Genomic DNA, 23,349 nt, shown 5'->3' with positions numbered 1-23,349 from the left:
GACCGGCCCGTTATGCCTCTTCGCGCTCCTTGCGCGCGAAGAGGTAGGCCTGCGGCACCGCCTCCGTGCCCTCCGGCTCCCGCCGCGCCCGCGTCGTCACCGTGAAGCCCGCCTCCTTCAGGAGGGCCGCGATGTGGTCCGGGGACAGGCGGTTGAAGTCCAGGGACACCTCGTAGCCGAACGGGTTCGCCAAGTGCAGTGGTTCCTCGCCCACTTGGAAGCCGAGCAGCAGGTGACCTCCGGGGGTCAGTACGCGGTGGAACTCCGCCATCACCTCCGGCAGCCGCTCCCTCGGGGTGTGGATGATCGAGTACCAGGCCAGCACGCCCGCCAGCGTCCCGTCCGCCGCGTCCACGTCCGTCAGCGAGCCCACCTCGAAACGCACCCCGGGGTGGTCCGCGCGGGCCATCTCCACCATCCGGGGCGCCAGGTCGATCCCGGAGACATCGAGGCCGAGCCCGTGCAGATGGGCCGTCACCCGGCCCGGGCCGCTGCCCAGGTCCGCGACCGGTCCGCCACCCGCCGCGAGGACGAGTTCCGCGAACGCGCCCAGGATCGCCCGGTCCAGCGGCCTGTCCTCAAGGACGGTGCGGAAGCGCTCCGCGTACTCCGTCGCGACGGTGTCGTAGAACGTGCGTGTCGTCTGCAGGTGGGGGGCTTTCAACTCGCCTGTGACGGCTGCCCCTTGCGGGGCCGCGGACGTCGGCGTGGTCATGGGTGTCGGCGGGGTCTTGGGGCTCTGCGTGGTCATGGGTGTCGAGCCTAGGCCCCGGCTCTGACATCGGCCCGGCACCCGGGCTGACCCAGAGGCGACCGGCACCCCGCCCGCCTCCGCCCCGGTCAGGCCCTCAACTCCCGTACGCCCCCGCCCTCGCCGCCGCCCCCGCCGCCCCCGCCGCGCGGTCCGCCGCAGCCTCGTCCAGCTCGCCCCCGCTCACCAGGAAGCGGTAGTACAGCGGTGCCGAGACCGCCCGGATCACTTCCGCCGCGTCCGTGCCGGGCGGGACCTCGCCTCGGTCCGCGGCCTGTGTGACACAGGGGGCCCACTCCTCGATGCGGGTGGCGTAGAAGCGGTGCAGGGCGCGGGCCGCGCGGGGGTCGCAGGTGGCCGCGGCGATCACCGCCTTGAACAGGGCGCCCTGCCGCGGATCGGTCAGCGTCTTGACGACCAGGCGCGCGTTCGCCGACAGGTCGCCGTCCAGCGATCCGGTGTCCGTACGGGGAGAGGACTGCTCGGCCATGTCGTCCAGGAGGTCGGCGACCAGGCCCGCCGTCGTGGCCCAGCGCCGGTAGACCGTGGTCTTGCCGACCTCCGCCCGGCGCGCGACATCGGCCAGGTCGAGACCGTCGAAGCCGTGCTCGGCCAGCGCGTCCCCGGCCGCCCGGAGTACGGCCGCCCGCACCCGCGCCGTCCGCCCGCCCGGCCGCAGCGTCCCCGGCTCCGGCTCCACGCCCTCCTCCATCGCGACTCCCTTTCCTGGTCCGGCGAAGACGGGGACCAGCCTAAGGGAATTCCAGCACCGTTAACACGGTCCGCTGGAACCTCCTTGACCTCAAGCCCAGTTGAGGTTGAAGACTCGCCGTACGCACCGCGCACCGGCGCGGCCAACGGGTGGGAGCAGTGATCGTCATGCGTGTTGCACAGGTCGGGGAGTTCGGCGGGCCCGAGGTACTGGCCTCCGCGGAGGTGCCGGATCCGGCCGCCGGGGCGGGCGGGGTTCTCGTGGCCGTCGACCACATCGACACCCTCTTCGTGCAGACCCAGATCCGCGCGGGAGCCTTCGGCGAGTTCTTCGACGTCAAGCCCCCTTACGTGCCCGCCGGCGGCGTCTCGGGCACCGTCACCGCCACCGGCCCCGGCGTGGACCCGGCCTGGATGGGCCGCCGGGTGGCCGTGGCCGGTCAGGCCGACAGCTACGCGGAGCTCATGGCGGTCCCCGCCGCCCACCTCTCCCCCGTCCCCGACGGCGTCGGCCTGCGCGAGGCGGCCTCCCTCGTCCACGACGGGGTGACCGCCCTCGCCCTCCTCGACAACACCGCGCTCAAGCCGGGCGAGACCGTACTGATCACCGGCGCGTCCGGCGGCATGGGCACCCTGCTCGTCCAGCTCGCCCGCGCGATCGGCGCCCGGGTGGTGGGCGTGGCCCGGGGGCCCGAAAAGACCGCGCTGGTACGGGAGTTGGGGGCCGACCAGGTCATCGACGCGGCCGACTCCGGCTGGCCGGAAGGAGCCCGCGCCGCGCTCGGCGAACACGGCGCCGATCTCGTCCTGGACGGCGTCGGCGGCCAACTCGGCCTCTTGGCCTTCCCGTTGACCGCCGACGGCGGACGCTTCTCCGCGCACGGCGCCCCCTCCGGCACCGGCTTCGCCGCCGTCGACCCGGACGAGGCCCGGCGGCGCGGCATCACCCTGCTCGGCATCGGCGACGTACAGCTGACGCCCGAGCGACGCACCGCGCTCCTCGACCGGGTGCTCGAAGAGGCGGCGGCCGGGCGGCTGCGGTCCGTGATCGGCGAGGTGTTCCCGCTGGAGCGCGCCGCCGACGCGCACACGGCGATCGAGGGGCGTCGCCTGGTGGGCAAGGTGTTGCTCAAGCCGTGACACCGCCGTCATGACATGTCGCCGACCTCCCACGGGGGTGGGGGTCGGCGGCATCCGGCGCCGGGGCGTCCCGGGTCAGAACATGTCGGGGCACCAGGGGCGGCGCGCCGTGCGGAACAGCTCGTCCGCGCGCGCCGCCGCCCCCGCCCGCTCCTGAGCGACCCGGCCGGCCGCGAGCAGCCGCGTCGCCGACTCGTCGCCGAGATACAACGACGCCAACTCCCTTACACTCAGGGTCAGTTGAGCCGAACGCGTCGTCGGCCGACAGCGGGCGCCCGTCCCGCCCGCCTCCAGGAGGAAGCGGCCCGAAGCCAGACCCGCCGGGTCCACGACCTCGAGGACCACCGCGCCCTCACTCGCGTACGTGCGCGCCTCCAGGACCCGTACGACATCGAGCGGGCGCAGCCACAGGAAGTCGCTGTGGGTGACGATCCTGGCCGCGCGCGGGTTCGGGAAGAAGAGCGGCAGCAGGTCGTCCGGGGCGCGGTAGCCGGTGCGCACCGTGCGGATCCAGTCGATCGAGCACAGGTAGTGCCACAGGGCGCGGTCCGCGTCGGGCGTCAGGCCGATCAGGCTCTTCACCGTCGCGGTGTTCTCGGGCAGCTTGGCGTCGCTCCACCGCTCGTCGGCCGTGTACGCGGCGATCCCGGCCGCCTCGCCTCCGGCCGTGCGGTACACCGCGAAGAACGGCTCGGTCCAGGGGCCGTCGACACGGGCCGCGCCGGTGGCCAGGTCCCACCAGCGCCGGTCGCGGCCGACCGCGCCGGGCTGCGCCGCCCGGAACCGTTCGAAGATCTCGGGGCCCACCTTGGCCGCCTCGGCCGGGTCCACCAGGTCGATGCGGCCGCCGTCGGCGGGACCCGACCAGTTCGGGTCGAGACCGGAGCGCGCCGTGTCGATCTCCCACTCGGTGAGCGAGGTGGCCGGGCCGAACCCGTACCGGCCGTAGATCGGGTACTCGGCGGCGATCAGCGTGGAGGCCACCTCGCCGCGTTCCCTGGCCGCCGACAGCTCGGCCGCCATCATCCGGGTGAGCAGCCCGCGCCTGCGGTGCGTGGGGGAGACGGTGACGCCGCTGACCGCCGTCACGGGCAGCGCGGCGCCGCCGACCGCGGTCAGCTCCTGCGCGAAGGACCGGAACGTCGCCACGCACCGGCCCGCTTCGAAGGCGCCCTGCAACCGGCCGACATCGGTGTGGGCGAGCCGGCCCCGCACCTCCTCGTCGCTCACGACGGGCGGGCGCAGAAAGCCCCGGTTGACCGCCTTGAGCCAGTCGGTGTACTCCGCTTCGGCGACGGTACGGACCTCGATGTCGGGCGTAGCCGGGGTGCTCATACCGGCCACGCTAGGCGGCTCCCGGTCAGAATGTCGCGCGAATTTCGCCGACCTCGGCAGCCCCGCCGAACAGCGGCGCGCGGCCGATCCGGTCCACCACCGGGCCGTCCACACCCAGGAGTTGGAGCGCGCGGGCCAGGATCGGGCCGAGCGAGCGGATCGCGCCGTCGTCGACCTTGAAGGCGAGGGCGCGGCCGTCGGCCAGGGCCACCGCCTGCACGGCCTCGGCGCCCATCTTCGACAGCGTGCCGGGCACCTCGCGCATCAGCCAGGTGTCGGGCCGCCGCGTGCCGGCCACGTACTCGGGGTGGGCGCGCATCGCCTCGGCGACCCGGCCCTCGACCGTGCCCGCCTGGGCCGTCGCGAAGGTGCGGAAGGCGCGCGCGAGGCCGGTCAGGCTGATCGCCATGAGCGGCGCACCGCAGCCGTCGGTGCCGACCGAGGCGACCTGCTCGCCCGCGGCCGCCTCGACGGAGTCGTGGACAAGGCGCTGGAGCGGGTGCGCCGGGTCGAGGTAGCTCCCGAGGTCCCAGCCGTTCAGTTTGCAGGCCGCGAGCATCGCCGCGTGCTTGCCCGAGCAGTTCATGGTGAGCCGCTCGCGGACATGGCCCGCCGCCAGGTACGTCTCGGCCTCGGTGGAGTCGAGCGGCAGGTCGGGCGGCGTCTGGAGGTCGTCCGGGGTCAGCCCGTGCTCGGCCAGCATCTTGCGTACGAGATCGAGGTGGAAGCTCTCGCCCGAGTGGCTGGCGGCCGCGATGGCCAGGCGCTCGCCCGACAGGTCGAGGCCCGCCCGCAGCACGGCGGCGGCCTGCATCGGCTTGTTGGACGAGCGGGGGAAGACGGGCGCGGCCGGGTCGCCGAGCGAGAACTCGACGCTGCCGTCGGCCGCCAGTACCACCAGCGAGCCCCGATGATGGCCCTCGACGAATCCGGAGCGTACGACTTCGGCGAGGACCGGGGGTATCGGGGACGTCAGGGCGGTCATGGCGGTGCGGCCTTCCGGGCAGGTGACCTGCCCCGGAGGGATCGCTTCCGATAAGGGCGGGTCAGGTGAGCAGATCGTCTACTTGTGCTTCACCATCACGGTACCTGCGGGCGATCTCGGCACTGCAATCGTCGGCGGTCCGCTGGACCTCCTTGCGACTCCGCGAGACCTGCTGCTCGTAGCGGATCAGGCGCCCGGTCGCGGTGTGCAGTTCCTCGTCCGTACGGGCGGCGAGGTCGGACAGCTGGACCTCGGCGTCCATCTCGGCGGCGAGGATGCGGTACTCCTCGCTGCGCGGCGCGGACAGCGTGACGTGGCGGGCGGAGGCGCGGTGCGAGGACGGCGCGTCCGTGAGGATCTCGGCGAGCCGCTCCACCACCGGCGCCTGCGGCCCGGTGCGCCGGGCCAGCTCGGCCCGCAGGATGTCGATCCGGCCGTGCAGCAGCCGCCGTACGTAGCTGAGGTCGGCCTCGTCGCGCTGCGACTGCCGGCGCAGGGTGCGCAGCTCGGCGAGCCGGAGCGCGGCCAGGTCGTGGTCGCGCTGGGGCGGCAGCGTGCCGCCCGCCCGCTGTACGGGCGGTCGCACGGCGGTACGCGGGTTGGTCCGGGTCAGCGATACGGGGCCGGGCGACTGCCCGGCGCCTGGTGTGCTCATGCGTCTTTCCGTCCCCTCGACCGGTGCATGGGGTCTCCCCGGGCCCGAAGGACCAGAGGGAAGCACCGCCTGTACGCATCGTGCCACTCCGGGTACGGCACGTGCAGGTGCACTGCACCCGTTCAGCCGCTCGGAAATCGGAGCGACCCGTGGCATAGGTTGGGGCGCATGCGAGCGGTGGTGCAGAGAGTCGACGGCGCGAAGGTCGTCGTGGCCGGCGAGACGGTCGGCGAGATCACGGGCGAGGGCCTGTGTGTCCTGGTCGGAGTCACCCACGAGGACAATCCGGGCAAGGCGGCGCAGCTCGCCCGCAAGCTGTGGTCGGTTCGCATCCTTGAGGGGGAGAAGTCCTGCTCGGACGTGAATGCGCCCTTGCTGGTGATTTCGCAGTTCACCCTCTACGGGGACGCCCGCAAGGGCCGCCGCCCCACCTGGAACGCGGCCGCCCCCGGCGATGTGGCCGAGCCCTTGGTCGACGAGGTGGTGGCGCAGCTGCGGGCGCTCGGCGCGCATGTGGAGACGGGCCGCTTCGGCGCGGACATGCGGGTGTCCCTCACCAACCACGGCCCGTTCACGGTCCTGGTGGAGGTCTGAGACCTCAGCTCCAGCGGCCTACGGCTCGACCACGACCTCCTGGGCCGCCGCCGTGCTGCCCGCGAGCAGCTCCGCGTCCACCGGGACGTTGCGCTTGACCAGGGCCAGCGCGATCGGGCCCAGCTCGTGGTGGCGGGCCGAGGTCGTGATGAAGCCGAGCTGACGGCCCTCGACCCCGTCGGCCGCGAGCCTGACCGGCGTGCCGGACCCGGGAAGCAGCACCTCGCTGCCGTCCAGGTGCAGGAAGACCAGGCGGCGCGGCGGCTTCCCCAGGTTGTGGACACGGGCGACCGTCTCCTGGCCCCGGTAGCAGCCCTTCTGCAGATGGACGGCCGAGCCGATCCAGCCCACCTCGTGCGGGATCGTCCGGTGGTCGGTCTCGAAGCCGAGCCGCGGCCGGTGCGCCTCCACGCGGAGCGCCTCGTACGCCAGGATGCCGACGAGCGGGCCCGCCTCGGCGGCGTACTTCTCCAGGTCGGCGCGCGGCAGGAACAGATCGCGGCCGTACGCCGTCTCGCGTACGACCACGCCGTCCGGCACCTCGGCGATGGAGCCGGCCGGCAGGTGGACGACCGCGAACTCCTCGGTGCGGTCGGCGACTTCGACCCGGTAGAAGAACTTCATCGACTCCAGGTAGGCGATCAGCTCGCCCTCGGTGCCGGGCTCGACGTGGATCCACACCGTCGTGCCGTCGTCGACGAGGTACAGGGCGTGCTCGACGTGCCCGTTCGCGGAGAGGACGAGCGCCTCGGTGGCCTGCCCGACGGGCAGCTCGCTGACGTGCTGGGTGAGCAGCAGGTGCAGCCAGCTCAGCCGGTCGTCGCCGGTGACGGTGATGACACCGCGGTGCGAGAGGTCGACGAGGCCGGTGCCGCCGGCGAGCGCGCGCTGCTCGCGGAACAGGTCACCGTAGTGCGCCGCGACTCCTTCGTCGCGCCCTTCGGCGGGGACGGCACCGGCCTTGGACAGCAGGGGGCTCTTCATACGGACAAGCCTACGACCCGGAACTTGGCGCTTTCTTGGCACAGTCGGTACAGCGCCCGAAGATGGCGAAATGCTTCATGTCCGTCTCGAAGCCGAAGGTGTCCCTGAGCTTCCCGGTGAAGTCACCGGCCACGTCCACATCGGCCTCGATCACCTTGGTGCAGTCGCGGCACACCAGGTGGATGTGGTGGTGGCGGTCGGCCAGATGGTAGGTCGGAGCGCCGTGGCCGAGGTGGGCGTGCGAGACCAGACCCAGCTCCTCCAGGAGCTCCAGGGTCCGGTACACGGTGGAGATGTTCACGCCGCCCGCCGTCTTCCGCACCTGGGTGAGGATGTCGTCGGGCGTCGCGTGTTCGAGTACGTCGACGGCCTCCAGGACGAGCTGTCGCTGGGGGGTCAGCCGGTACCCGCGCCTGCGGAGGTCGCTCTGCCAGTCGGTGGTCACCACGCTCCCAGTGTAGGAGTGAACCCGGCGACACCCACGGGACGAGTACGGCCTACTTGAGTACGGCCTACTTGAAGAAGGCGATTCCGTCGTCCGGGAGGTCGCCGAGGCCGCGGGCCATCTCCGCGACCTGCTCCGGCGTGACGACCTTCTTCAGGTGCGCCGACATGTAGGGGCGGAGCTCGACCTCGGGGGTGGCCTTCTCGCCGACCCACATCAGGTCGCTCTTGACGTAGCCGTACAGGCGCTTGCCGCCGGTGTGCGCGGTGGCGCCCGGGGTGCGGGCGACGGCGTCGGTGACCAGGTCGATCTGCGGCTTCTGGTGGGCGAGCTCGCCGTACCAGATCTCGGCGATGCCCTGGTCGCGGACCATGACGACCTCGACCTTGCGGTCCTTGTCGATGCGCCAGTAGCCCGACTCGGACTCCAGCGGCTTCACCTTGTTGCCCTCGGCGTCCAGGATCCAGGAGTGCGAGACGTACTCCAGGAAGTCACGGCCGTCGTGGGAGAAGGTCACGGACTGCCCGAAGTTCGCCTTCTCGGCGCCGGGGAAGTCGGTGACGCCGACGCCCTCCCACGTGCCGAGGAGGAAGACCAGGGGGACCAGGTCGGGGTGGAGGTCGGACGGAATCTCGATCATGAGGCTGCGATCTCTTCGTTGCGGTCGGGGTTAGCGCTGACCCTGGTACAGCTTCTTCACGGTCAGCCCGGCGAAGGCGAGGACGCCGACGCAGACCAGGACAAGGAGGGTGGAGAAAACAGCCTCAAGCACGGGGGGCTCCTCGCATGAGCGGGTGTAGGGGCGGTCAGGGCCGGCCCCCAGCCTAATGGGTGGGGGGCCGGCCCTCTCTGTGAGGTACGCCGCCGGTGGCGCGCCCGGGGGATCGGGGGGATCAGCCCAGGAGCTGCTCCTGGAGGACGGTCGTCTGGTGGAAGGGGACCGCGGCGGCCGTGCCCTTCCGCGACTGGACGACCAGGGCGACGATGTCACCGGCCGCGATGTAGGCGTGCCGGACCTGGACGGGCCCGGTCGGCGCCGACTCCACGTACACGTCGTGCCGCACGTGCGGGATGCCGTTGCCGGAGATGTAGGCGTCGTCGAGCGCGGACTCGCCCTCGATGTCCTTCAGGACCCTGGGGGCGCTGCCCGCGTTGGAGAAGTACAGCGTGGTGAACGCGTTCTGGTACCCCGAGGTGTGGAAGCGCACCAGGTAGATACGGGTGGCGGTGCCGTCCGGCATGGTCCAGCCGCGGGCCGCGATCTGGCGCAGCCCGCCCTGGGCCAGGTCCTGGCGCATGCTCGGTACGCGGTTGTCGCCGGCGAACTCCTGGAGGAACCGGTCGGTGGTGATCCGGCTCCTGTCGCCCTTGAGCGTCGGGTCGGGCGTCGATCCCGCCGGGGCGGGCAGCAGGAGCTGCTCCAGGTCGGCGTAGTGGATCATCCCGGGGTTCTCGGCGGCGTACGGCAGCGCGGCCCCGGCGGGCAGCGCCGGCTTCACGAGCTTCGGGTAGGCCCAGCGCCCGTCGCTCTTGGTGGAGAGCCCGGGCACGTCGGTGCGCTCCTGCGCGGTGATCCCGTACGCGATGCCGGTACCGAGCACGCCGAAGACGGCGACGGCGGCGGTCCAGCGGAGGGCGGCACGCAGGACCCGGCGGTCCTTGGGAGGGGCGGGCGGGGCCTCGGGCAGCGGCGCCGGGGGCTCGGTCGGCCGCGGCGGGGCCGCGGCGGGTGCAGGCTCCGTGGGCTGCGGCGGGGCCTCGGCCGGGTTCTGGTCGGTCAGGTCGCTCACACGGACTCCCCGGGGGACTTGATGAGGTCGAGCTGCTTGCGCAGCAGCCCGGCCGCGGCGCCGGTGTCCAGCGGGGCGGCCGCGTAGGTGTACGTGCTGACCATGACGTCGCCCTCGTACGCGTTGCAGAACATCGCGTCGAGCTTGAGCTTGTCGGCCTTGGGCAGCAGGAAGCACACCGCATTGGCGTGCCCGTCGATCTTCGGGCCCGCACGGAACGCCTTGAGCGCGTGCGCGAACTCGCTCTGGAAGGCGTTCAGGTCCTTGATCGCCGCGGTGTTCCGCATCTGCGAGAGCCGCATCTCGGTGACGAAGTGGCTGTCGGTGTAGCTCCGCAGGGCGACACCCTGGACCTTCAGCGTGTCGACGGCCTTGTCGTTCCTCTCCCGCTCGCCGGCCGGCAGACCGCGGCCGCCCTCCTTCAGCATGGCGACGGCCTGCGCGGCCCCGAGGACCGAGTCGTTGCCGAACTCGCCTATGTCCGGGCCGAGTTCATAGCCGGGCGGCAGCGGAAGCAGCCTGCCGCCGAGCCCGGCGCGGGGCGCGGCCTCGGGCGTGGCCGTCGCGGCGCCGCTCGGCTCTGCCCAGACGACGGTCGGGGCAGTGCGGGGCGCGTCCTGAAGCGCCCCCACGGCCCAGACCCCGCCCCCGGCCACGACGAGGAGCGCGGCGGCGCCGGATACGAGGGGCAGGAGACGGCGGGGGCGGCGGGCCGGGGCGGGCGCCTCGGCCGCGGCCTCGGCGGCCTGAGAGGGCTCGTCGTGGACGTCGTTCGTCATCACAGTCGCTCCAACTGCTGCTTGGCCAGGGCCTGGAGGGCCGACTCCGAGACGGGGCCCGAGTTGTTCTCGTACTGGATCTCCATGAAGACGCCGTTGCGCCAGGCCAGGGCGCGGCCCTCGTAGAGCGGCTCGTAGCCGGCCTTGGTGACCGGCTTGTCGAAGACGTAGGTGTGCCCGTTGTCGCTGCCCGGGATCGGCTTGCCGTAGTTCCCGGCGTAGTCCTCGTCCGGCATGTACTCCTGCTGCTGCCGGGCGTAGTCCTTGGACACGACCGCGGTGTCGTCGCGGAACTGGGTCAGCATGACGGTGACGTACACCTTGCCGTCCTGGGACCAGGACGTCGTCGCGCTGCGCCGGAATCCGTCGCGCAGGAACTGCCGGAACGCCCCGTCGGGCTGCTCGTAGTCCGCCGAGGAGAGCAGCAGGTCCTGCCAGGCGGGCTGCTCCCCGGACTTCGCGGCGTCCGGCTTCGCGACGAGGAGGCGGCGCAGGTCGCCGTCGGACTTCTCGTCCCAGCGGTTGGCCGAGACGGTGCGGGCCGTCGTGTTCTTGTCCGCAGGCGCGGTCTTCGACTCCGCGAGGCCCTGCTGCGCGAGCGGGCCCAGCGGGGTGGGCTGGCGCTGGTACTGGACGGCGTACCCGGTGACGGTCCCCGCGAGGACCCCGAGCGCGGCCGCGCCCGCGACGATCAACGCGGTGCGGCCCCGGGGGCGGCGGGGCCGCACGGGCCCGGACGTACCGGGTGGCTCTTCGGAGGCACTCGTACCAGGTGGCTCTTCGGCGGAACTCGTACCGGAACTCGTACCGGACGGCTCTTCAGCGGAACTCATGTGTCCCCCCACAGGACTTGCACAGGACGTGACCGTCCCCAAAGGCTCGACGGGCCCTGGCAGGCATTTCGCTGCCGGCAGGGCGCCCTCGAAGCGCAGATTCCGTTCTCTGCGGCACACAGCAGACCCACAACCGCGGGGGGAGGTTGTGGTGCCGCGGATTACAGTTCGGCATATGCCGAACAACAAGCTCGTGATCAAGGTGACCGCCGGCGCCGAGGCGCCCGAGCGGTGCTCCCAGGCCTTCACCGTCGCGGCGGTGGCGGCGGCCAGCGGGGTGGAGGTCTCGCTCTGGCTGACGGGCGAATCGTCCTGGTTCGCCCTGCCGGGCCGGGCCGCGGAGTTCTCACTCCCCCATGCCGCGCCGCTGCCCGACCTCATCGAGTCGATCCAGGGCGGGGGCGGGCAGATCACCTTGTGCACGCAGTGCGCGACGCGCCGGGACATCACGGAGAAGGACGTCCTGGAGGGCGTACGGATCGCGGGTGCGCAGGTCTTCGTCCAGGAGATCATGGCGGACGGCGTGCAGGCGCTCGTGTACTAGGCGGTGCCGGCCCGGCAGATGCGTCACCGGCGCTTCTTGCCGTCCAGCTCGTCCCACCACTCGTCGGACTTCGGGTCGCCGGAGGGGTCGTCCCACCAGCGGTCGTCGGGGCCGCGCCGGTTGGCGACCATGGCGGCGATCGGCGGGATGACCATGGCGACGACGCACATGCCCACCGCCACCGGAACCGACCACAGGCGCACGAAACCCCAGGCGGACACGAAGAGCAGGATGCAGCCGCCCATCATCCAGAAATAGCCGCGCCGGCGCCGGGCCAACATGAATCCAGCGTACGACCGCGGAGCCGGACTCGAAACGGCACGGGCCGACCGACCGCGCTCTTGGGCGTACAGGCGAACGGCGCGGAGGGCCGCACCCCATTCCAAGGCGTCCAACCCCCGGGGTGCGGCCCTCCGGCCGGTACTGCGGTGTGCCGTCGGTCAGACGGCGATGGCGACCTCGGCGAGGCCACCGGTCTGGGCGACGACCGTACGGTCCGCGCTGCCGCCCGGCACCAGGGCGCGCACGGTCCACGTGCCCTCGGCCGCGTAGAAGCGGAACTGTCCGGTGGCCGAGGTCGGGACCTCGGCGGTGAACTCGCCGGTCGAGTCGAGCAGGCGCACGTAACCGGTGACGGGCTCGCCGTCGCGGGTCACCTGGCCCTGGATGGTGGTCTCACCGGGCTTGATCGTCGAGGCATCGGGCCCGCCGGCCTTCGCTCCACACATGGGGGTCTCCTGAGGGGTTTACGGAAGGGAGGTTCCGGAGGGGGTTACTTGTTGGCGCCGAGCTCGATCGGCACGCCGACGAGGGAGCCGTACTCGGTCCACGAGCCGTCGTAGTTCTTGACGTTGGTCTGGCCGAGCAGCTCGTGCAGCACGAACCAGGTCAGGGCGGAGCGCTCGCCGATGCGGCAGTAGGCGATGGTGTCCTTGGCGAGGTCGACCTGCTCGGCCTCGTAGAGGGCCTTGAGCTCGTCGTCCGACTTGAAGGTGCCGTCGTCGTTGGCGTTCTTCGACCACGGGATGTTGCGGGCGGACGGGACGTGGCCCGGGCGCTGCGACTGCTCCTGCGGGAGGTGGGCCGGGGCGAGCAGCTTGCCGGAGAACTCGTCGGGCGAGCGCACGTCGACGAGGTTCTTGGTGCCGATCGCGTTCACGACGTCGTCGCGGAACGCGCGGATCGAGGCGTCCTGCGGCTTGGCCTTGTACTGCGTGGCCGGGCGGCTGGGGATCTGGTCGCCGTCCACGAGGTCGCGGGAGTCGAGCTCCCACTTCTTGCGGCCGCCGTCGAGGAGCTTGACGTCCTGGTGGCCGTAGAGCTTGAAGTACCAGAAGGCGTACGAGGCGAACCAGTTGTTGTTGCCGCCGTAGAGGACGACGGTGGTGTCGTTGGCGATCCCCTTGGCCGAGAGGAGGGCCTCGAACCCTTCCTGGTCGATGAAGTCGCGGCGGACCGGGTCCTGGAGGTCCTTGGTCCAGTCGATCCGGATCGCGTTCTTGATGTGGTTCTTCTCGTACGCCGAGGTGTCCTCGTCGACCTCGACGATGGCGACCTTCGGGTCCTCGATGTGGGCCTCGACCCAGTCGGCGTCTACCAGGACGTCGCTGCGGCTCATGTTGTTTCTCCTCCGGGGCAGTCTGCGGGGGGCGGTGCAGGTGTGCGGGTACGCGTCCGGGGGCGCGCGCAGTGCGGCACGGGGTGGCGCGGGGTTGCCCTGATCAGCTCAAAGGGCTTGGGGAATGCGGGAGTTGAGCGTCCCGCTCAGAAGGGGCGACAGAGCATGGCGGCGACGCGGCACAGGTCTACTGCCCGCCGCTTCGTGAGGTCCGCCTGTCGCTTCATGCGTCCGATCGTAGGGAGGCAAACCGGGGCGTGTCACCGGTGTGTCGCATGCTGAGACTCGATCATCCGCATACTGATACGAGAGGGGGTGCGGGACACCCCGGCCCCCTCCGGGGTGGTGGCCCGCGGGGACGGTTTCTGCCCTACGGACAGGGATGTCTCACGATGCGAGCGGGGGCATCCCGGGGGGGCTGCGGGGGCTGTGCCCCAACCCCCCGGCGGTTGTCCCACCCACCCACCCGTGCAACGGGTTGGACGGCCCGGCCCCTGGGGGCTGCGCCCCCACCGCCCCTTTCGTGCTCCGCCCGGTTGGCCGCGGACCGTGCGTGGCTGATCGCGCAGTTCCCCGCGCCTCTGGCTAGGCGGGGAGGGTGCCCTGGGGCTCCGCCCCGGACCCCGTTTGCCCCACCCCACCCCGCCCCTTCCCTAGACCCTCCGGGGGCGGGCGGATTCCCCTTCGGCCGGTCTGTGGCTGGTCGCGCAGTTCCCCGCGCCCCTGGCAGGGTTGGTGCTGGCCCGCGTCGGGGCATTTCAGCCTGTCATGGGGCCCCTCCTGGCCCTTGGGGCCTTGGGGCCTTGGGGCCTTGGGGAGTTTGAGGACGAGCGCCCTTCAGGCGCGAACGGGGGTCCGGGGGCGGAGCCCCCGAAAGGGGTGCAGGGGGCGCAGCCCCCGCAGGGGGTCTGGGGCGCAGCCCCAGGGCTCAGCCCTCTCCACCCCCGTCACGGGCGGGCGGGTGGGAAAGCACCCCGGGGCTGGGGCGGAGCCCCAGGCAAGGGCGCCGCGAAGTCGCCCCGGGTGGGGCAGGGCCGCTGTCACCCCGCCAGGCGGACGTCCGTGCCCTCGCCCGAGAAGCGGAGGCCCGACTCCGTCGCCGTCACCTTGTTCAGCTTGATGCTCGACGGCATCCCGTCGATCTTCAGGTCGTAGTCGACCGCCTTGCGCAGCCGCTGGTCGAACCCCGGCACCGGCAGCTTCGGCAACGACTCCGCCCGGAGCTGCACCGACCCCGACCCGTTCAGGCTCACCGTGCTGTACGCCGACACCGTCCGCCCCTGGAGCAGCGCCTTGACGGAGGCGGGCAGTACAACACCCTGCCCCTCCAGGAGATCCGTGAGCGGGCCGGTCACCTTGACCTGGCCCTTCGCCGCCCGCTCCGCCCCCGCGTACCCGACGGTCGCCCCCTTGGGCGCGGCCTTCGACAGGTCGGCGTACGAGATCTGCGCCGCCCCGTCGGCCCGCCCCGCCACCGCCGACGAGAACGAGCTGTCGATCTTCACCGCGTACAGCTCGGCCGTGACCTCGGTGACGTTGACCGAGTGGCCCCCCGCCGTGGCGGTGACCCCGGACAGCGAGACGTCGACCTCGTCGAGCTCCTTGCCGAGCACCTGGGTCAGGAAGGGGAAGCCCTTGATGTCGACGTCAGGGGTCGAGCTGAGCCGCTGGCTGCTCTTGATCTTGTCGGCCGTCTTGGACTCGGCGATGTTCACCGCGATGCGGTCCGCCGCGACGAATATGCCGCCGAGAACGATCGCGATGATCAAAAGTATTCGCAGTGCGCGCATTGCCTACGTCCCCCACCAGTCGGCCATCAGCCGGCCATCGACCCTTTGATCAGAAACTCCGGGTGATCGATCCTCCTGTTTGTGATCAATCCTCCGGAACGACGATCGCGAGCCTAGCCGCGGTTCCCTACGCCACGGCCCGCCCGATGAGATACAGCACAGGAACGGCCGCGGTGAGCGGCAGGGCCACGCCCGCCGTCATGTGGACGAACCGGGACGGGTAGTCGTACGAGGCGACCCGCAGGCCGATCAGCGCGCAGCCCCCGGCCGCGAGGCCGAGCAGCGCGCCGCCCCCGCCGATGCCGGTCATTCCGCCCACCGCGATCCCCACGCCCGCCGCCGCGAGCAGCGCGACCACCACGGAGGCGGCCGACGGCAGCGGCAGCGCCCGCGCGAGGGCCGCGACGGCCACGGCGGCCGCACCCACGGACACCGCGTGCGGCGGCGCCGCGAGGTACCCGCCGGCCAGGACCGCGAGCGCCGCCGAGGCGACCGTCGCCATCAGGCCGTACATCCGCTCGTCGGGGTCGGCGTGCGAGCGCAGCTGGAGGACGAGCGTGAGCAGCACCCACGCCCCGAGCGTGCCCAGGATCGCGGCGGGCGCGTGCTCACGGCCGAGTGCGAGCAGGGCGACGTCGGCGACGAGCCCGCCCGCGAAGGCGAGCGCGATGCCCTGCCGGGCCGGCCACATCCCGTTCAGGCGGAACCAGCCCGCCGCCGTCACCGCCTGGAGGAGAACCAAGGGCACGGCGAGCGAGTACGGGCCCAGGGGGGCGGCCACCGCGAGGAGCAGGCCCAGTACGGCGGTGAGCGCGGCGGGCTGCATCCCGGGCGCGATGATCGGCGAACGCCCCTCCGCGCGGGCCCGCTGGGCATCGGTGATCCGCGCGTTGCCGACGGTCGTCGGCGAGGTGTACGCCGGACCCTCCCCGGAAGCCGAACCCGACGCCTGAACGGGGCCGGGAACCGGGACGGAAACATGCGTGGGGGCCGCGGCCGGCTCGTACACCGGCGCCGCGGCGGGCCCGGACGTCATCGGCACCTCGGGCGGCAGCGGCACGGACGTCGTCCCCGCACCGTTCTGCGGCGGCAGGTACGCCGTGTCCGCCGCGTAAGGCGTCCCCGGCGCGCTCTCCTGCCAGGGCTGCCCGGGCGCGGGCTGCGCGTGGCGTCCCCGGCTCGGCGCGGGCTCCGCCGGCTGCTGGGCGGGCCCGGGCTGGATCGTGGGCTGGTACTGGGTGTCCCAGGTCTGCCCCTCCCAGGTCTGCGTGTACTGCTGCTGGTCCTGGTACGGCTCGTACGGGAACGGCGGCTGCGGCTGCACGGGCTGCCCGTACTGGTCGTACTGGGGCTGCTGCTGATACGGGTACTGCTCGCTCATGACGTGGGGGTCACCCTCCTGCGAACGGCGGGAGCACCTCGACCGTGCCGCCCTCGGCAAGGCGTACGGTCTCATGGTTCCGCTTGCCGACGGGGTCACCGTCGACCAGGAAGGAACACCGCTGCAGTACGCGCGTGAGCTCTCCGGGGTGCCGTTCGCGCACCGCGTCGAGGGCTTCGGCCAGCGTCCCGGCGGCGTACGGCTCCTCGCCGACACCGGCGGCGGACTTGGCCGCGGCCCAGAAGCGGATGGTTCCCGCTGCCATGGTGAGGCTCCTTTCGTCGCCCTCCATGATGGGCTACGCGGCGGGCCGCGCGGCGGTCAGCCAGCCCGCGATCCGCCCGAGCAGCTCCTCGCCGGCCGCGTTCTCGGCGTGCCCCATGCCCGGCTCCAGCCACAACTGCGCAGGTCCGGCGGCCGCCAGCATGCGCGGGTGGTCCACCGGGAAGTACGGGTCGCGGTCGCCGTGCACGACGAGCAGCGGGGTCGGCGCGATCAGCGGGACCGCCTCGACGGGCGAGAGCGGCACCGGGTCCCAGTCCTCGGAGTGGATGCGGGTCGCGAAGCCGACCCTTCCCACCAGGCGCCCGGCGGGCCGGGTGATGAGCCAGTGCACCCGCCGCATCGGGGCCGTGCCCCGGTAGTACCAGCGGGCGGGTGCGCTGACCGCCGCCACTGCTTCCGTGCGCCCCCGCGCGCTCCCCCGGTACGTCGCCGCGTGCCGCAGCACCACGGAGCCGCCCATCGAGAAGCCGACCGTCACCACCCGTTCGTACCCGAGTGATCTCGCCCACTCGACCGCCGCCGCCAGATCGAGCACCTCGCGGTCGCCGACGGTCGAACGGCCGCCGGACTTCCCGTGCCCGCGGAACGAGAAAGTGATCACGGCCGCGTACTGCGCGAACACGCCCGCGGCCCTTCGTACGGCGGGGCGGTCGGCCGATCCGGTGAACCCGTGGGCGACCACGATCGCGGTGTCGCAGGCGCCCTTCACCCACGGTTCGTAAACCGCCTCGATACGGACACCGTCGGACGTACACAGGGTTGCGCGCCGAGGTCCAGGAGTGATCGAGGAAACAGCTGAAGTGTGAAATCGACCCTCTGCCCCGGCATTCATGTGGGCTATTCTCCTTGGCAGAGGATCCGGGCAACGTAGCCCCCGGGTCCTTTTGTGTTTCCCGGTCGTTGTTACGGACGGGTGAACAAACGCTCACACAAAGGGCCGGCGGGTAGGCCCTGAATGTACGAAGCAGTGCCGCAGCGTCCTCGCAGGGACCGAGGAGGAACCGACGTTATGGGCGAGCGAACCGTGCACGATACGAAGCGGACCATCGGGGCAGGTGGGGCGCGATGAGCTCCTTGCTGCTCCTGACCAACGCCCTTCAGCCGTCGACGGAGGTGCTCCCCGCTCTCGGCCTGCTTCTGCACAGTGTGCGGGTGGCCCCCGCCGAGGGCCCGGCCCTCGTCGACACCCCTGGTGCCGACGTCATCCTGATCGACGGCCGCCGCGACCTGCCGCACGTGCGGTCGCTGTGCCAGCTCCTGCGTTCCACGGGCCCCGGCTGCCCGCTGATGCTGGTCGTGACCGAGGGCGGCCTGGCCGCCGTCACCGCCGACTGGGGCATCGACGACGTCCTGCTCGACACCGCGGGGCCCGCCGAGGTCGAGGCCCGGCTGCGGCTCGCCACCGGCCGCGCACAGGCCACCTCCGACGACTCCCCCATGGAGATCCGCAACGGCGACCTCTCGGTCGACGAGGCGACGTACAGCGCGAAGCTGAAGGGGCGGGTCCTCGACCTCACCTTCAAGGAGTTCGAGCTGCTCAAGTACCTCGCCCAGCACCCGGGCCGGGTGTTCACCCGCGCCCAGCTGCTCCAGGAGGTCTGGGGCTACGACTACTTCGGCGGCACCCGTACGGTCGACGTCCACGTACGGCGACTGCGGGCCAAGCTCGGCCCCGAGCACGAGTCGCTGATCGGCACCGTCCGCAACGTCGGCTACCGCTTCGTGACGCCCGAGAAGCCCGAGCGCTCCGCCGAGGACGCCAAGGCGAAGGCGGTCGTGGACGCCGCCACCGCCGAGACGAAGGAAGCGGCGGCCCGCTCCCAGAAGCGGTAGATCGCCTTCCTCGGCGGGGTAACCCGAACGGCAGATCACGCATGGGGTACGACCTGCGATATGCCCTGCCCAGAGGCGGGTCACCCCGCGTAGACTGCCGCGCGTGGCCAAGGTGACGCGGGACGACGTGGCACGACTTGCGGGTACTTCGACCGCCGTCGTCAGTTACGTCATCAACAACGGACCCCGGCCGGTCGCCCCGGCCACGCGCGAGCGTGTCCTCGCCGCGATCAAGGAGCTGGGGTACCGGCCGGACCGGGTCGCCCAGGCGATGGCGTCGCGGCGCACCGACCTCATAGGAATGATCGTCCCCGACGCGCGCCAGCCGTTCTTCGCGGAGATGGCGCACGCCGTCGAGCAGGCCGCCTCCGAGCGCGGAAAAATGGTCCTGGTCGGCAACTCCGACTACATCGACGACCGCGAGGTGCACTACCTGCGGGCCTTCCTCGGCATGCGGGTCGCCGGGCTCATCCTGGTCAGCCAGGGCCCCAGCGAGCGGGCCGCGGCCGAGATCGACGCCTGGGACGCCCGTGTGGTGCTGCTTCACGAGCGGCCCGAGGCCATCGACGACGTCGCGGTCGTCACGGACGACATCGGCGGCGCCCAGCTCGCCACCCGCCACCTGCTCGAACACGGTCATGAGTACGTCGCCTGCCTCGGCGGCATCGAGTCGACCCCGGCCGTCGGCGACCCGGTGGCCGACCACGTCGAGGGCTGGCGCCGGGCCATGCTGGAGTCCGGCCGCTCCCTCGAAGGCCGCCTCTTCCAGGCCCCGTACAACCGGTACGACGCCTACAAGGTGGCCCTGGAGATCCTCGCCGGGCCCCAGCGGCCGCCGGCCATCTTCTGCGCGACCGACGACCAGGCGATCGGCGTGCTGCGGGCCGCCCGCGAGCTGCGCATCGACGTGCCGGGCGAGCTCGCCGTGGCGGGCTTCGACGACGTCAAGGAGGCGGCCCTCACCGATCCGCCGCTCACCACGATCGCCTCCGACCGGCCCGCCATGGCGCGGGCCGCCGTCGATCTGGTCCTGGACGACGGCCTGCGGGTGGCGGGCTCGCGCCGGGAGCGCCTGAAGCAGTTCCCCTCGCGGCTCGTCGTGCGCCGCTCCTGCGGCTGCGGATAACCCGCCAGCCACCGGGCGCCCGGGCGTCCTTATATCGGGCAAACACGGTTCTGCCGGGCTTCTTACGCGGTCCTCAGGCTGCTCTCATGAATGCTCGCGATCGTCATAGACATGACCGAGAGCCCCCGCCGCAGCGGCGAGTACCCCGAGCAGCAGCCGAACCACTCCGATGAGTCCTGGCAGCGAGCCAAGGACGACGCGCGGCGAGAGGCCGAGGCCTACGGCGCCGCCTACCCCCCGCCGCCCCCGTACCAGCCGGCCACCCCGGTGACCACCGGCCCCGGCACCACGGTGTGGCCCGGCAATACGGCCGCCCACCCCGAGGCAGGGTTCCACGGCGGCGGCAACGACGGCGGCACCGCGCACCTCGCCGGCGGCGAGGCGGGCGCCCCCCGGCCCCGGCGGGCCAGGCGTCCGGTCGGCCTCCTCGCGGCCGTGGCCATCATCGCGGCGGCCATAGGCGGCGGCACCGCGAGCCTCGTCGAGCACTACGTCGGCAACGACAGCTCCACCGTCAGCTCCGGGGTCAGCGGCACCAACGCCTCCAACAGCACCAACGGCACGGTCTCGGGCGTCGCCAAGGCCGTCATGCCGAGCATCGTCGAGATCAACGCGACGTCCGGCTCGGGCGAGTCGACCGGCGCGGGCGTGATCATCACCGCCGACGGCCAGATCATCACCAACAACCACGTCATCGCGGGCTCGACCTCGATCAAGGTGAAGCTCAGCAACGGCAAGACGTACACCGCGAAGGTCGTCGGCACCGACCCCGACAAGGACCTCGCGCTGATCAAGCTGGACGGGGCGAGCGGCCTCAAGCCCGCCAGCCTCGGCGACTCCAGCAAGATCGCGGTCGGCGACCAGGTCGTCGCCATCGGCTCCCCCGAGGGCCTCACCGGCACCGTCACCTCCGGCATCGTCTCCGCCCTCGACCGCGATGTCACCGTCGCCAAGGAGCAGGGCAACCAGGGCCAGGGTCGGGGCCAGGGACGCGGGAACGGCGGCTGGCCGTTCGAGTTCGGCGGGCAGCAGTTCAACGGCGACACCGGCTCCTCGAAGACCACGTACAAGGCGCTCCAGACCGACGCCTCGCTCAACCCGGGCAACTCCGGCGGCGCGCTCATCGACATGAACGGCAACATCATCGGCATCAACTCAGCGATGTACTCGCCGAGTTCGAGCGCCGCGAGCGGTTCGTCGGCCGGCAGTGTCGGGCTCGGCTTCGCCATCCCGATCAACACCGTCAAGTCCGACCTCGCGAGCCTGCGCGGCGGTGGCAGCGGCGGCGCCGACACCGGCGGCGGCAACAGCCAGGGCGGCAACGGCTCCGGCGGCTTCGGCGGCAGCTACTGATCCGCGCGGGGCAGCGAGCCGCCCCGCGCAGCACCGTCCGCGTGCGAGGCTGAAGCCATCGAGCCGCACGAAGCAGAAGAAGGAACCCGCTCATGAGCCCCGCCGAGGACGACCCGCAGCGCATCCTGATCGTCGACGACGAGCCCGCAGTCCGCGAGGCGCTGCAGCGCAGTCTCGCCTTCGAGGGATACGGCACCGAGGTCGCCGTCGACGGCCTCGACGCCCTCGCGAAGGCGGAGGCGTACCGGCCCGAGCTGATCGTCCTGGACATCCAGATGCCGAGGATGGACGGGCTCACCGCGGCCCGCCGCCTTCGCGCGGCCGGCTCCACCACGCCCATCCTGATGCTGACCGCGCGCGACACGGTCGGCGACCGCGTCACCGGGCTCGACGCGGGCGCCGACGACTACCTGGTCAAGCCCTTCGAGCTCGACGAACTCTTCGCCCGCATCCGGGCGTTGCTGCGCCGCAGCTCGTACGCGGTCGACGCGGGGGCGGCCGGGCAGGACGCCGGGAACGTCCTCACCTTCGCGGACCTGAGGATGGACCTCTCCACCCGCGAGGTCACCCGCGGCACCCGGGTGGTGGAGCTGACCCGCACCGAGTTCACCCTCCTGGAGATGTTCCTGGCCCACCCGCGGCAGGTGCTGACCCGCGAGCAGATCCTCAAGGCGGTCTGGGGCTTCGACTTCGAGCCGTCGTCCAACTCCCTCGACGTGTACGTCATGTACCTGCGCCGCAAGACGGAGGCGGGCGGCGAGCCGCGCCTCGTGCACACGGTGCGGGGCGTGGGGTACGCGCTCCGGCCGGGCGGCGCGGAGTGAACCGTCTGCTCGGCCGGTACCGCGCGATGCCGCTGCGGTCCCGCCTGGCGATGCTGGTGGCCACGGCGGTGGCGGTGGCGGTGGCGGCGGTCGCCGTCACCTGCTGGCTGCTGACCCGGGCCCAGTTGCGCGCCGAGCTCGACACCACGCTGCGCAACACCAGCGCGCCCGCCAGCCTGGTGCTGACCGCGCTCCAGACCTGCAACGCGCAGGGCAGCCTGCCCCCGGGGCAGAAGCCGTTCGCCTACATCCAGGTGGTCCTGCCGGACGGCACCCGCTGCGTGGCCCCGGACTCCCCGCCCGTAAGGGTCAAGCCCCAGGACATCGCGGTCGCCCGCGCCCACAACCTCAAGGCCGAGACCCTGCACAGCAGTACCACCGAGGGCGGCATGGACGTCCGGGTGCACACCCAGTTCCAGGAGTTCGACGGCAGGTGGGTCACCGTCTCGCTGTCCCGCCCGCTCACCGAGGTCGACTCCGCCCTCAACCGGCTGGCCCTGCTGCTGACGGGCCTCGCGGGAATCGGCGTGATCGCGGCGGGTGCGGCGGGCCTGTGGGTGGCGCGGACCGGCCTGAAGCCCGTGGACAAGCTGACCGGCGCGGTCGAACACGTCGCCCGCACCGAGGATCTGACCGTACGCATCCCGGTCGAGGGCGAGGACGAGATCGCCCGCCTCTCCCTCTCCTTCAACGCGATGACCGCCGCGCTCGCCTCCTCCCGGGACCGGCAGGCACAGCTCATCGCGGACGCCGGGCACGAGCTGCGTACGCCGCTCACCTCGCTGCGTACGAACATCGAGCTGCTCGCCCGGAGCGAGGAGACGGGGCGGGCCATTCCGCCCGCCGACCGCAAGGCGCTGATGGCGTCGGTGACGGCACAGATGTCCGAACTCGCCTCGCTCATCGGCGACTTGCAGGAGCTGTCGCGTCCGGACGCGGTCCGGGAGGGCCCGCTGGAGGTGGTCGGCCTGCACGACATCACGCGGGTCGCGCTCGACCGGGCGCGGCTGCGCGGGCCGGAGCTGACGATCACGGCGCAGCTGGCGCCCTGGTACGTGCGGGCCGAGCCGGCGGCGTTGCAGCGGGCGGTGGTGAACGTGCTGGACAACGCGGTGAAGTTCAGTCCGCCGCGCGGGACGGTCACGGCGGCGTTGCAGCGGGCGGTGGTGAACGTGCTGGACAACGCGGTGAAGTTCAGTCCGCCGCGCGGGACGGTCACGGTGGCGCTGGACCGGGGTGTCCTGACCGTCCGCGACCAGGGCCCCGGCATCCCTGCCGAAGACCTCCCGCACGTCTTCGAACGCTTCTGGCGCTCCCCTTCGGCGCGGGCGCTCCCCGGTTCGGGCCTCGGCCTGTCCATCGTGGCCCGTACGGTGCAACACGCGGGCGGCGAGGTGACCCTGACCGCCCCCGCGTCGGGCGGCACCCTGGCAACCATCACCCTGCCGGGCGCCCCGACCCCACCCCCGGAGACCCCGTAGGGCCGCCGGGCCCCTGGGGCTCCGCCCCAGACCCCGTGGCCAGGTCCGATGCCGCTAGGGGCGCGGGGAACTGCGCGACCAGCCCCCACCGGGCCTGCAGACAAACCCCCGG

Annotated in this window: 27 protein-coding genes; 8 read left to right on the top strand and 19 right to left on the bottom strand. The window is 72.2% G+C overall.

The window, feature by feature from the left end:
• Positions 1-10 precede the first annotated feature (10 nt).
• Both ABD346_RS05705 and ABD346_RS05700 read right to left on the bottom strand, forming a co-directional pair.
• Positions 11-751 (bottom strand): class I SAM-dependent DNA methyltransferase, encoded by a 741-nt coding sequence (locus ABD346_RS05705; RefSeq protein ID WP_344372326.1) that lies wholly within the window; start codon positions 749-751, stop codon positions 11-13.
• Positions 752-848: 97 nt separating this feature from the next.
• Positions 849-1,463: a TetR/AcrR family transcriptional regulator gene (locus ABD346_RS05700; RefSeq protein WP_344372323.1), complete on the bottom strand. Its 615-nt coding sequence runs from the start codon at positions 1,461-1,463 to the stop codon at positions 849-851.
• A 167-nt stretch (positions 1,464-1,630) separates the two neighbouring features.
• Here ABD346_RS05700 and ABD346_RS05695 point away from each other — a divergent pair, with 167 nt between their 5' ends.
• Positions 1,631-2,602: a zinc-binding dehydrogenase gene (locus ABD346_RS05695; protein ID WP_344372320.1), complete on the top strand. Its 972-nt coding sequence runs from the start codon at positions 1,631-1,633 to the stop codon at positions 2,600-2,602.
• A 75-nt stretch (positions 2,603-2,677) separates the two neighbouring features.
• Here ABD346_RS05695 and ABD346_RS05690 read toward each other — a convergent pair whose 3' ends face one another.
• The 3 genes from ABD346_RS05690 to ABD346_RS05680 form a co-directional block, all read right to left on the bottom strand.
• Positions 2,678-3,937, bottom strand: a complete 1,260-nt coding sequence (locus ABD346_RS05690; protein ID WP_344372317.1) for a GNAT family N-acetyltransferase — start codon at positions 3,935-3,937, stop codon at positions 2,678-2,680.
• Between the two features lie 25 nt (positions 3,938-3,962).
• Positions 3,963-4,922: an asparaginase gene (locus ABD346_RS05685; protein ID WP_344372315.1), complete on the bottom strand. Its 960-nt coding sequence runs from the start codon at positions 4,920-4,922 to the stop codon at positions 3,963-3,965.
• A gap of 61 nt (positions 4,923-4,983) precedes the next feature.
• Positions 4,984-5,577: an RsiG family protein gene (locus ABD346_RS05680; RefSeq protein WP_344372312.1), complete on the bottom strand. Its 594-nt coding sequence runs from the start codon at positions 5,575-5,577 to the stop codon at positions 4,984-4,986.
• Between the two features lie 168 nt (positions 5,578-5,745).
• On the opposite strand from ABD346_RS05680, the gene dtd reads away from it, so the two are divergent.
• A complete protein-coding gene (gene dtd, locus ABD346_RS05675; RefSeq protein ID WP_344372309.1) occupies positions 5,746-6,171 on the top strand; it encodes a D-aminoacyl-tRNA deacylase in 426 nt (141 codons plus the stop codon).
• An 18-nt stretch (positions 6,172-6,189) separates the two neighbouring features.
• Here the strand turns inward: dtd and ygfZ are convergent, their stop codons facing one another.
• The 6 genes from ygfZ to ABD346_RS05645 all read right to left on the bottom strand — a co-directional run bounded on the left by ygfZ (position 6,190) and on the right by ABD346_RS05645 (position 11,002).
• Positions 6,190-7,155: a CAF17-like 4Fe-4S cluster assembly/insertion protein YgfZ gene (gene ygfZ / locus ABD346_RS05670; protein ID WP_344372307.1), complete on the bottom strand. Its 966-nt coding sequence runs from the start codon at positions 7,153-7,155 to the stop codon at positions 6,190-6,192.
• 10 nt (positions 7,156-7,165) lie between these two features.
• A complete protein-coding gene (locus ABD346_RS05665) occupies positions 7,166-7,603 on the bottom strand; it encodes a Fur family transcriptional regulator (RefSeq protein ID WP_344372304.1) in 438 nt (145 codons plus the stop codon).
• A 64-nt stretch (positions 7,604-7,667) separates the two neighbouring features.
• Positions 7,668-8,240: a heme-binding beta-barrel domain-containing protein gene (locus ABD346_RS05660; protein ID WP_053729003.1), complete on the bottom strand. Its 573-nt coding sequence runs from the start codon at positions 8,238-8,240 to the stop codon at positions 7,668-7,670.
• A 253-nt stretch (positions 8,241-8,493) separates the two neighbouring features.
• Complete coding sequence (locus tag ABD346_RS05655) at positions 8,494-9,390, bottom strand: hypothetical protein (protein WP_344372301.1); 897 nt, start codon at positions 9,388-9,390, stop codon at positions 8,494-8,496.
• Positions 9,387-10,169, bottom strand: a complete 783-nt coding sequence (locus tag ABD346_RS05650; protein ID WP_344372298.1) for a hypothetical protein — start codon at positions 10,167-10,169, stop codon at positions 9,387-9,389. The genes ABD346_RS05655 and ABD346_RS05650 overlap by 4 nt, the downstream gene beginning before the upstream one ends.
• Positions 10,169-11,002, bottom strand: a complete 834-nt coding sequence (locus tag ABD346_RS05645; RefSeq protein WP_344372296.1) for a hypothetical protein — start codon at positions 11,000-11,002, stop codon at positions 10,169-10,171. The genes ABD346_RS05650 and ABD346_RS05645 overlap by 1 nt, the downstream gene beginning before the upstream one ends.
• A gap of 175 nt (positions 11,003-11,177) precedes the next feature.
• Here ABD346_RS05645 and ABD346_RS05640 point away from each other — a divergent pair, with 175 nt between their 5' ends.
• A complete protein-coding gene (locus ABD346_RS05640; RefSeq protein ID WP_344372293.1) occupies positions 11,178-11,546 on the top strand; it encodes a DsrE family protein in 369 nt (122 codons plus the stop codon).
• 23 nt (positions 11,547-11,569) lie between these two features.
• Here the strand turns inward: ABD346_RS05640 and ABD346_RS05635 are convergent, their stop codons facing one another.
• The 8 genes from ABD346_RS05635 to ABD346_RS05605 form a co-directional block, all read right to left on the bottom strand.
• Positions 11,570-11,827 (bottom strand): DUF3099 domain-containing protein, encoded by a 258-nt coding sequence (locus ABD346_RS05635; protein WP_344372291.1) that lies wholly within the window; start codon positions 11,825-11,827, stop codon positions 11,570-11,572.
• A gap of 159 nt (positions 11,828-11,986) precedes the next feature.
• Complete coding sequence (locus ABD346_RS05630) at positions 11,987-12,274, bottom strand: DUF1416 domain-containing protein (protein ID WP_030362227.1); 288 nt, start codon at positions 12,272-12,274, stop codon at positions 11,987-11,989.
• Positions 12,275-12,318: 44 nt separating this feature from the next.
• A complete protein-coding gene (locus tag ABD346_RS05625; protein ID WP_189965024.1) occupies positions 12,319-13,164 on the bottom strand; it encodes a sulfurtransferase in 846 nt (281 codons plus the stop codon).
• Positions 13,165-13,310: 146 nt separating this feature from the next.
• Positions 13,311-13,391 (bottom strand): Ms5788A family Cys-rich leader peptide, encoded by an 81-nt coding sequence (locus ABD346_RS38600; RefSeq protein ID WP_350751515.1) that lies wholly within the window; start codon positions 13,389-13,391, stop codon positions 13,311-13,313.
• A gap of 813 nt (positions 13,392-14,204) precedes the next feature.
• The gene (locus tag ABD346_RS05620) at positions 14,205-14,954 is read right to left on the bottom strand and encodes an LmeA family phospholipid-binding protein (protein WP_344372282.1); all 750 of its coding nucleotides are present in this window, start codon (positions 14,952-14,954) and stop codon (positions 14,205-14,207) included.
• Positions 14,955-15,081: 127 nt separating this feature from the next.
• A complete protein-coding gene (locus ABD346_RS05615; protein ID WP_344372279.1) occupies positions 15,082-16,335 on the bottom strand; it encodes a hypothetical protein in 1,254 nt (417 codons plus the stop codon).
• A gap of 10 nt (positions 16,336-16,345) precedes the next feature.
• Positions 16,346-16,600, bottom strand: a complete 255-nt coding sequence (locus ABD346_RS05610) for a MoaD/ThiS family protein (RefSeq protein ID WP_053729010.1) — start codon at positions 16,598-16,600, stop codon at positions 16,346-16,348.
• A 33-nt stretch (positions 16,601-16,633) separates the two neighbouring features.
• The gene (locus tag ABD346_RS05605; protein ID WP_344372275.1) at positions 16,634-17,452 is read right to left on the bottom strand and encodes an alpha/beta hydrolase; all 819 of its coding nucleotides are present in this window, start codon (positions 17,450-17,452) and stop codon (positions 16,634-16,636) included.
• A gap of 233 nt (positions 17,453-17,685) precedes the next feature.
• On the opposite strand from ABD346_RS05605, the gene ABD346_RS05600 reads away from it, so the two are divergent.
• The 5 genes from ABD346_RS05600 to ABD346_RS05580 all read left to right on the top strand — a co-directional run bounded on the left by ABD346_RS05600 (position 17,686) and on the right by ABD346_RS05580 (position 23,237).
• On the top strand, positions 17,686-18,453 hold the full coding sequence (locus ABD346_RS05600) for a response regulator transcription factor (protein WP_344372272.1): 768 nt from the start codon (positions 17,686-17,688) through the stop codon (positions 18,451-18,453).
• 103 nt (positions 18,454-18,556) lie between these two features.
• Complete coding sequence (locus ABD346_RS05595) at positions 18,557-19,579, top strand: LacI family DNA-binding transcriptional regulator (protein WP_053729012.1); 1,023 nt, start codon at positions 18,557-18,559, stop codon at positions 19,577-19,579.
• 111 nt (positions 19,580-19,690) lie between these two features.
• On the top strand, positions 19,691-20,932 hold the full coding sequence (locus ABD346_RS05590; RefSeq protein WP_344372267.1) for a S1C family serine protease: 1,242 nt from the start codon (positions 19,691-19,693) through the stop codon (positions 20,930-20,932).
• Positions 20,933-21,024: 92 nt separating this feature from the next.
• Entirely contained in the window at positions 21,025-21,756 is a 732-nt protein-coding gene (locus ABD346_RS05585; RefSeq protein WP_344372264.1) for a response regulator transcription factor, read from the top strand.
• Positions 21,757-21,761: 5 nt separating this feature from the next.
• A complete protein-coding gene (locus tag ABD346_RS05580) occupies positions 21,762-23,237 on the top strand; it encodes a sensor histidine kinase (RefSeq protein ID WP_425582961.1) in 1,476 nt (491 codons plus the stop codon).
• The last annotated feature ends 112 nt before the right edge of the window (positions 23,238-23,349 follow it).

The sequence above is a fragment of the Streptomyces mauvecolor genome (assembly GCF_039532965.1).
GTDB lineage: Bacteria > Actinomycetota > Actinomycetes > Streptomycetales > Streptomycetaceae > Streptomyces > Streptomyces violascens.
This window is presented reverse-complemented; position numbering and strand designations above follow the sequence as displayed.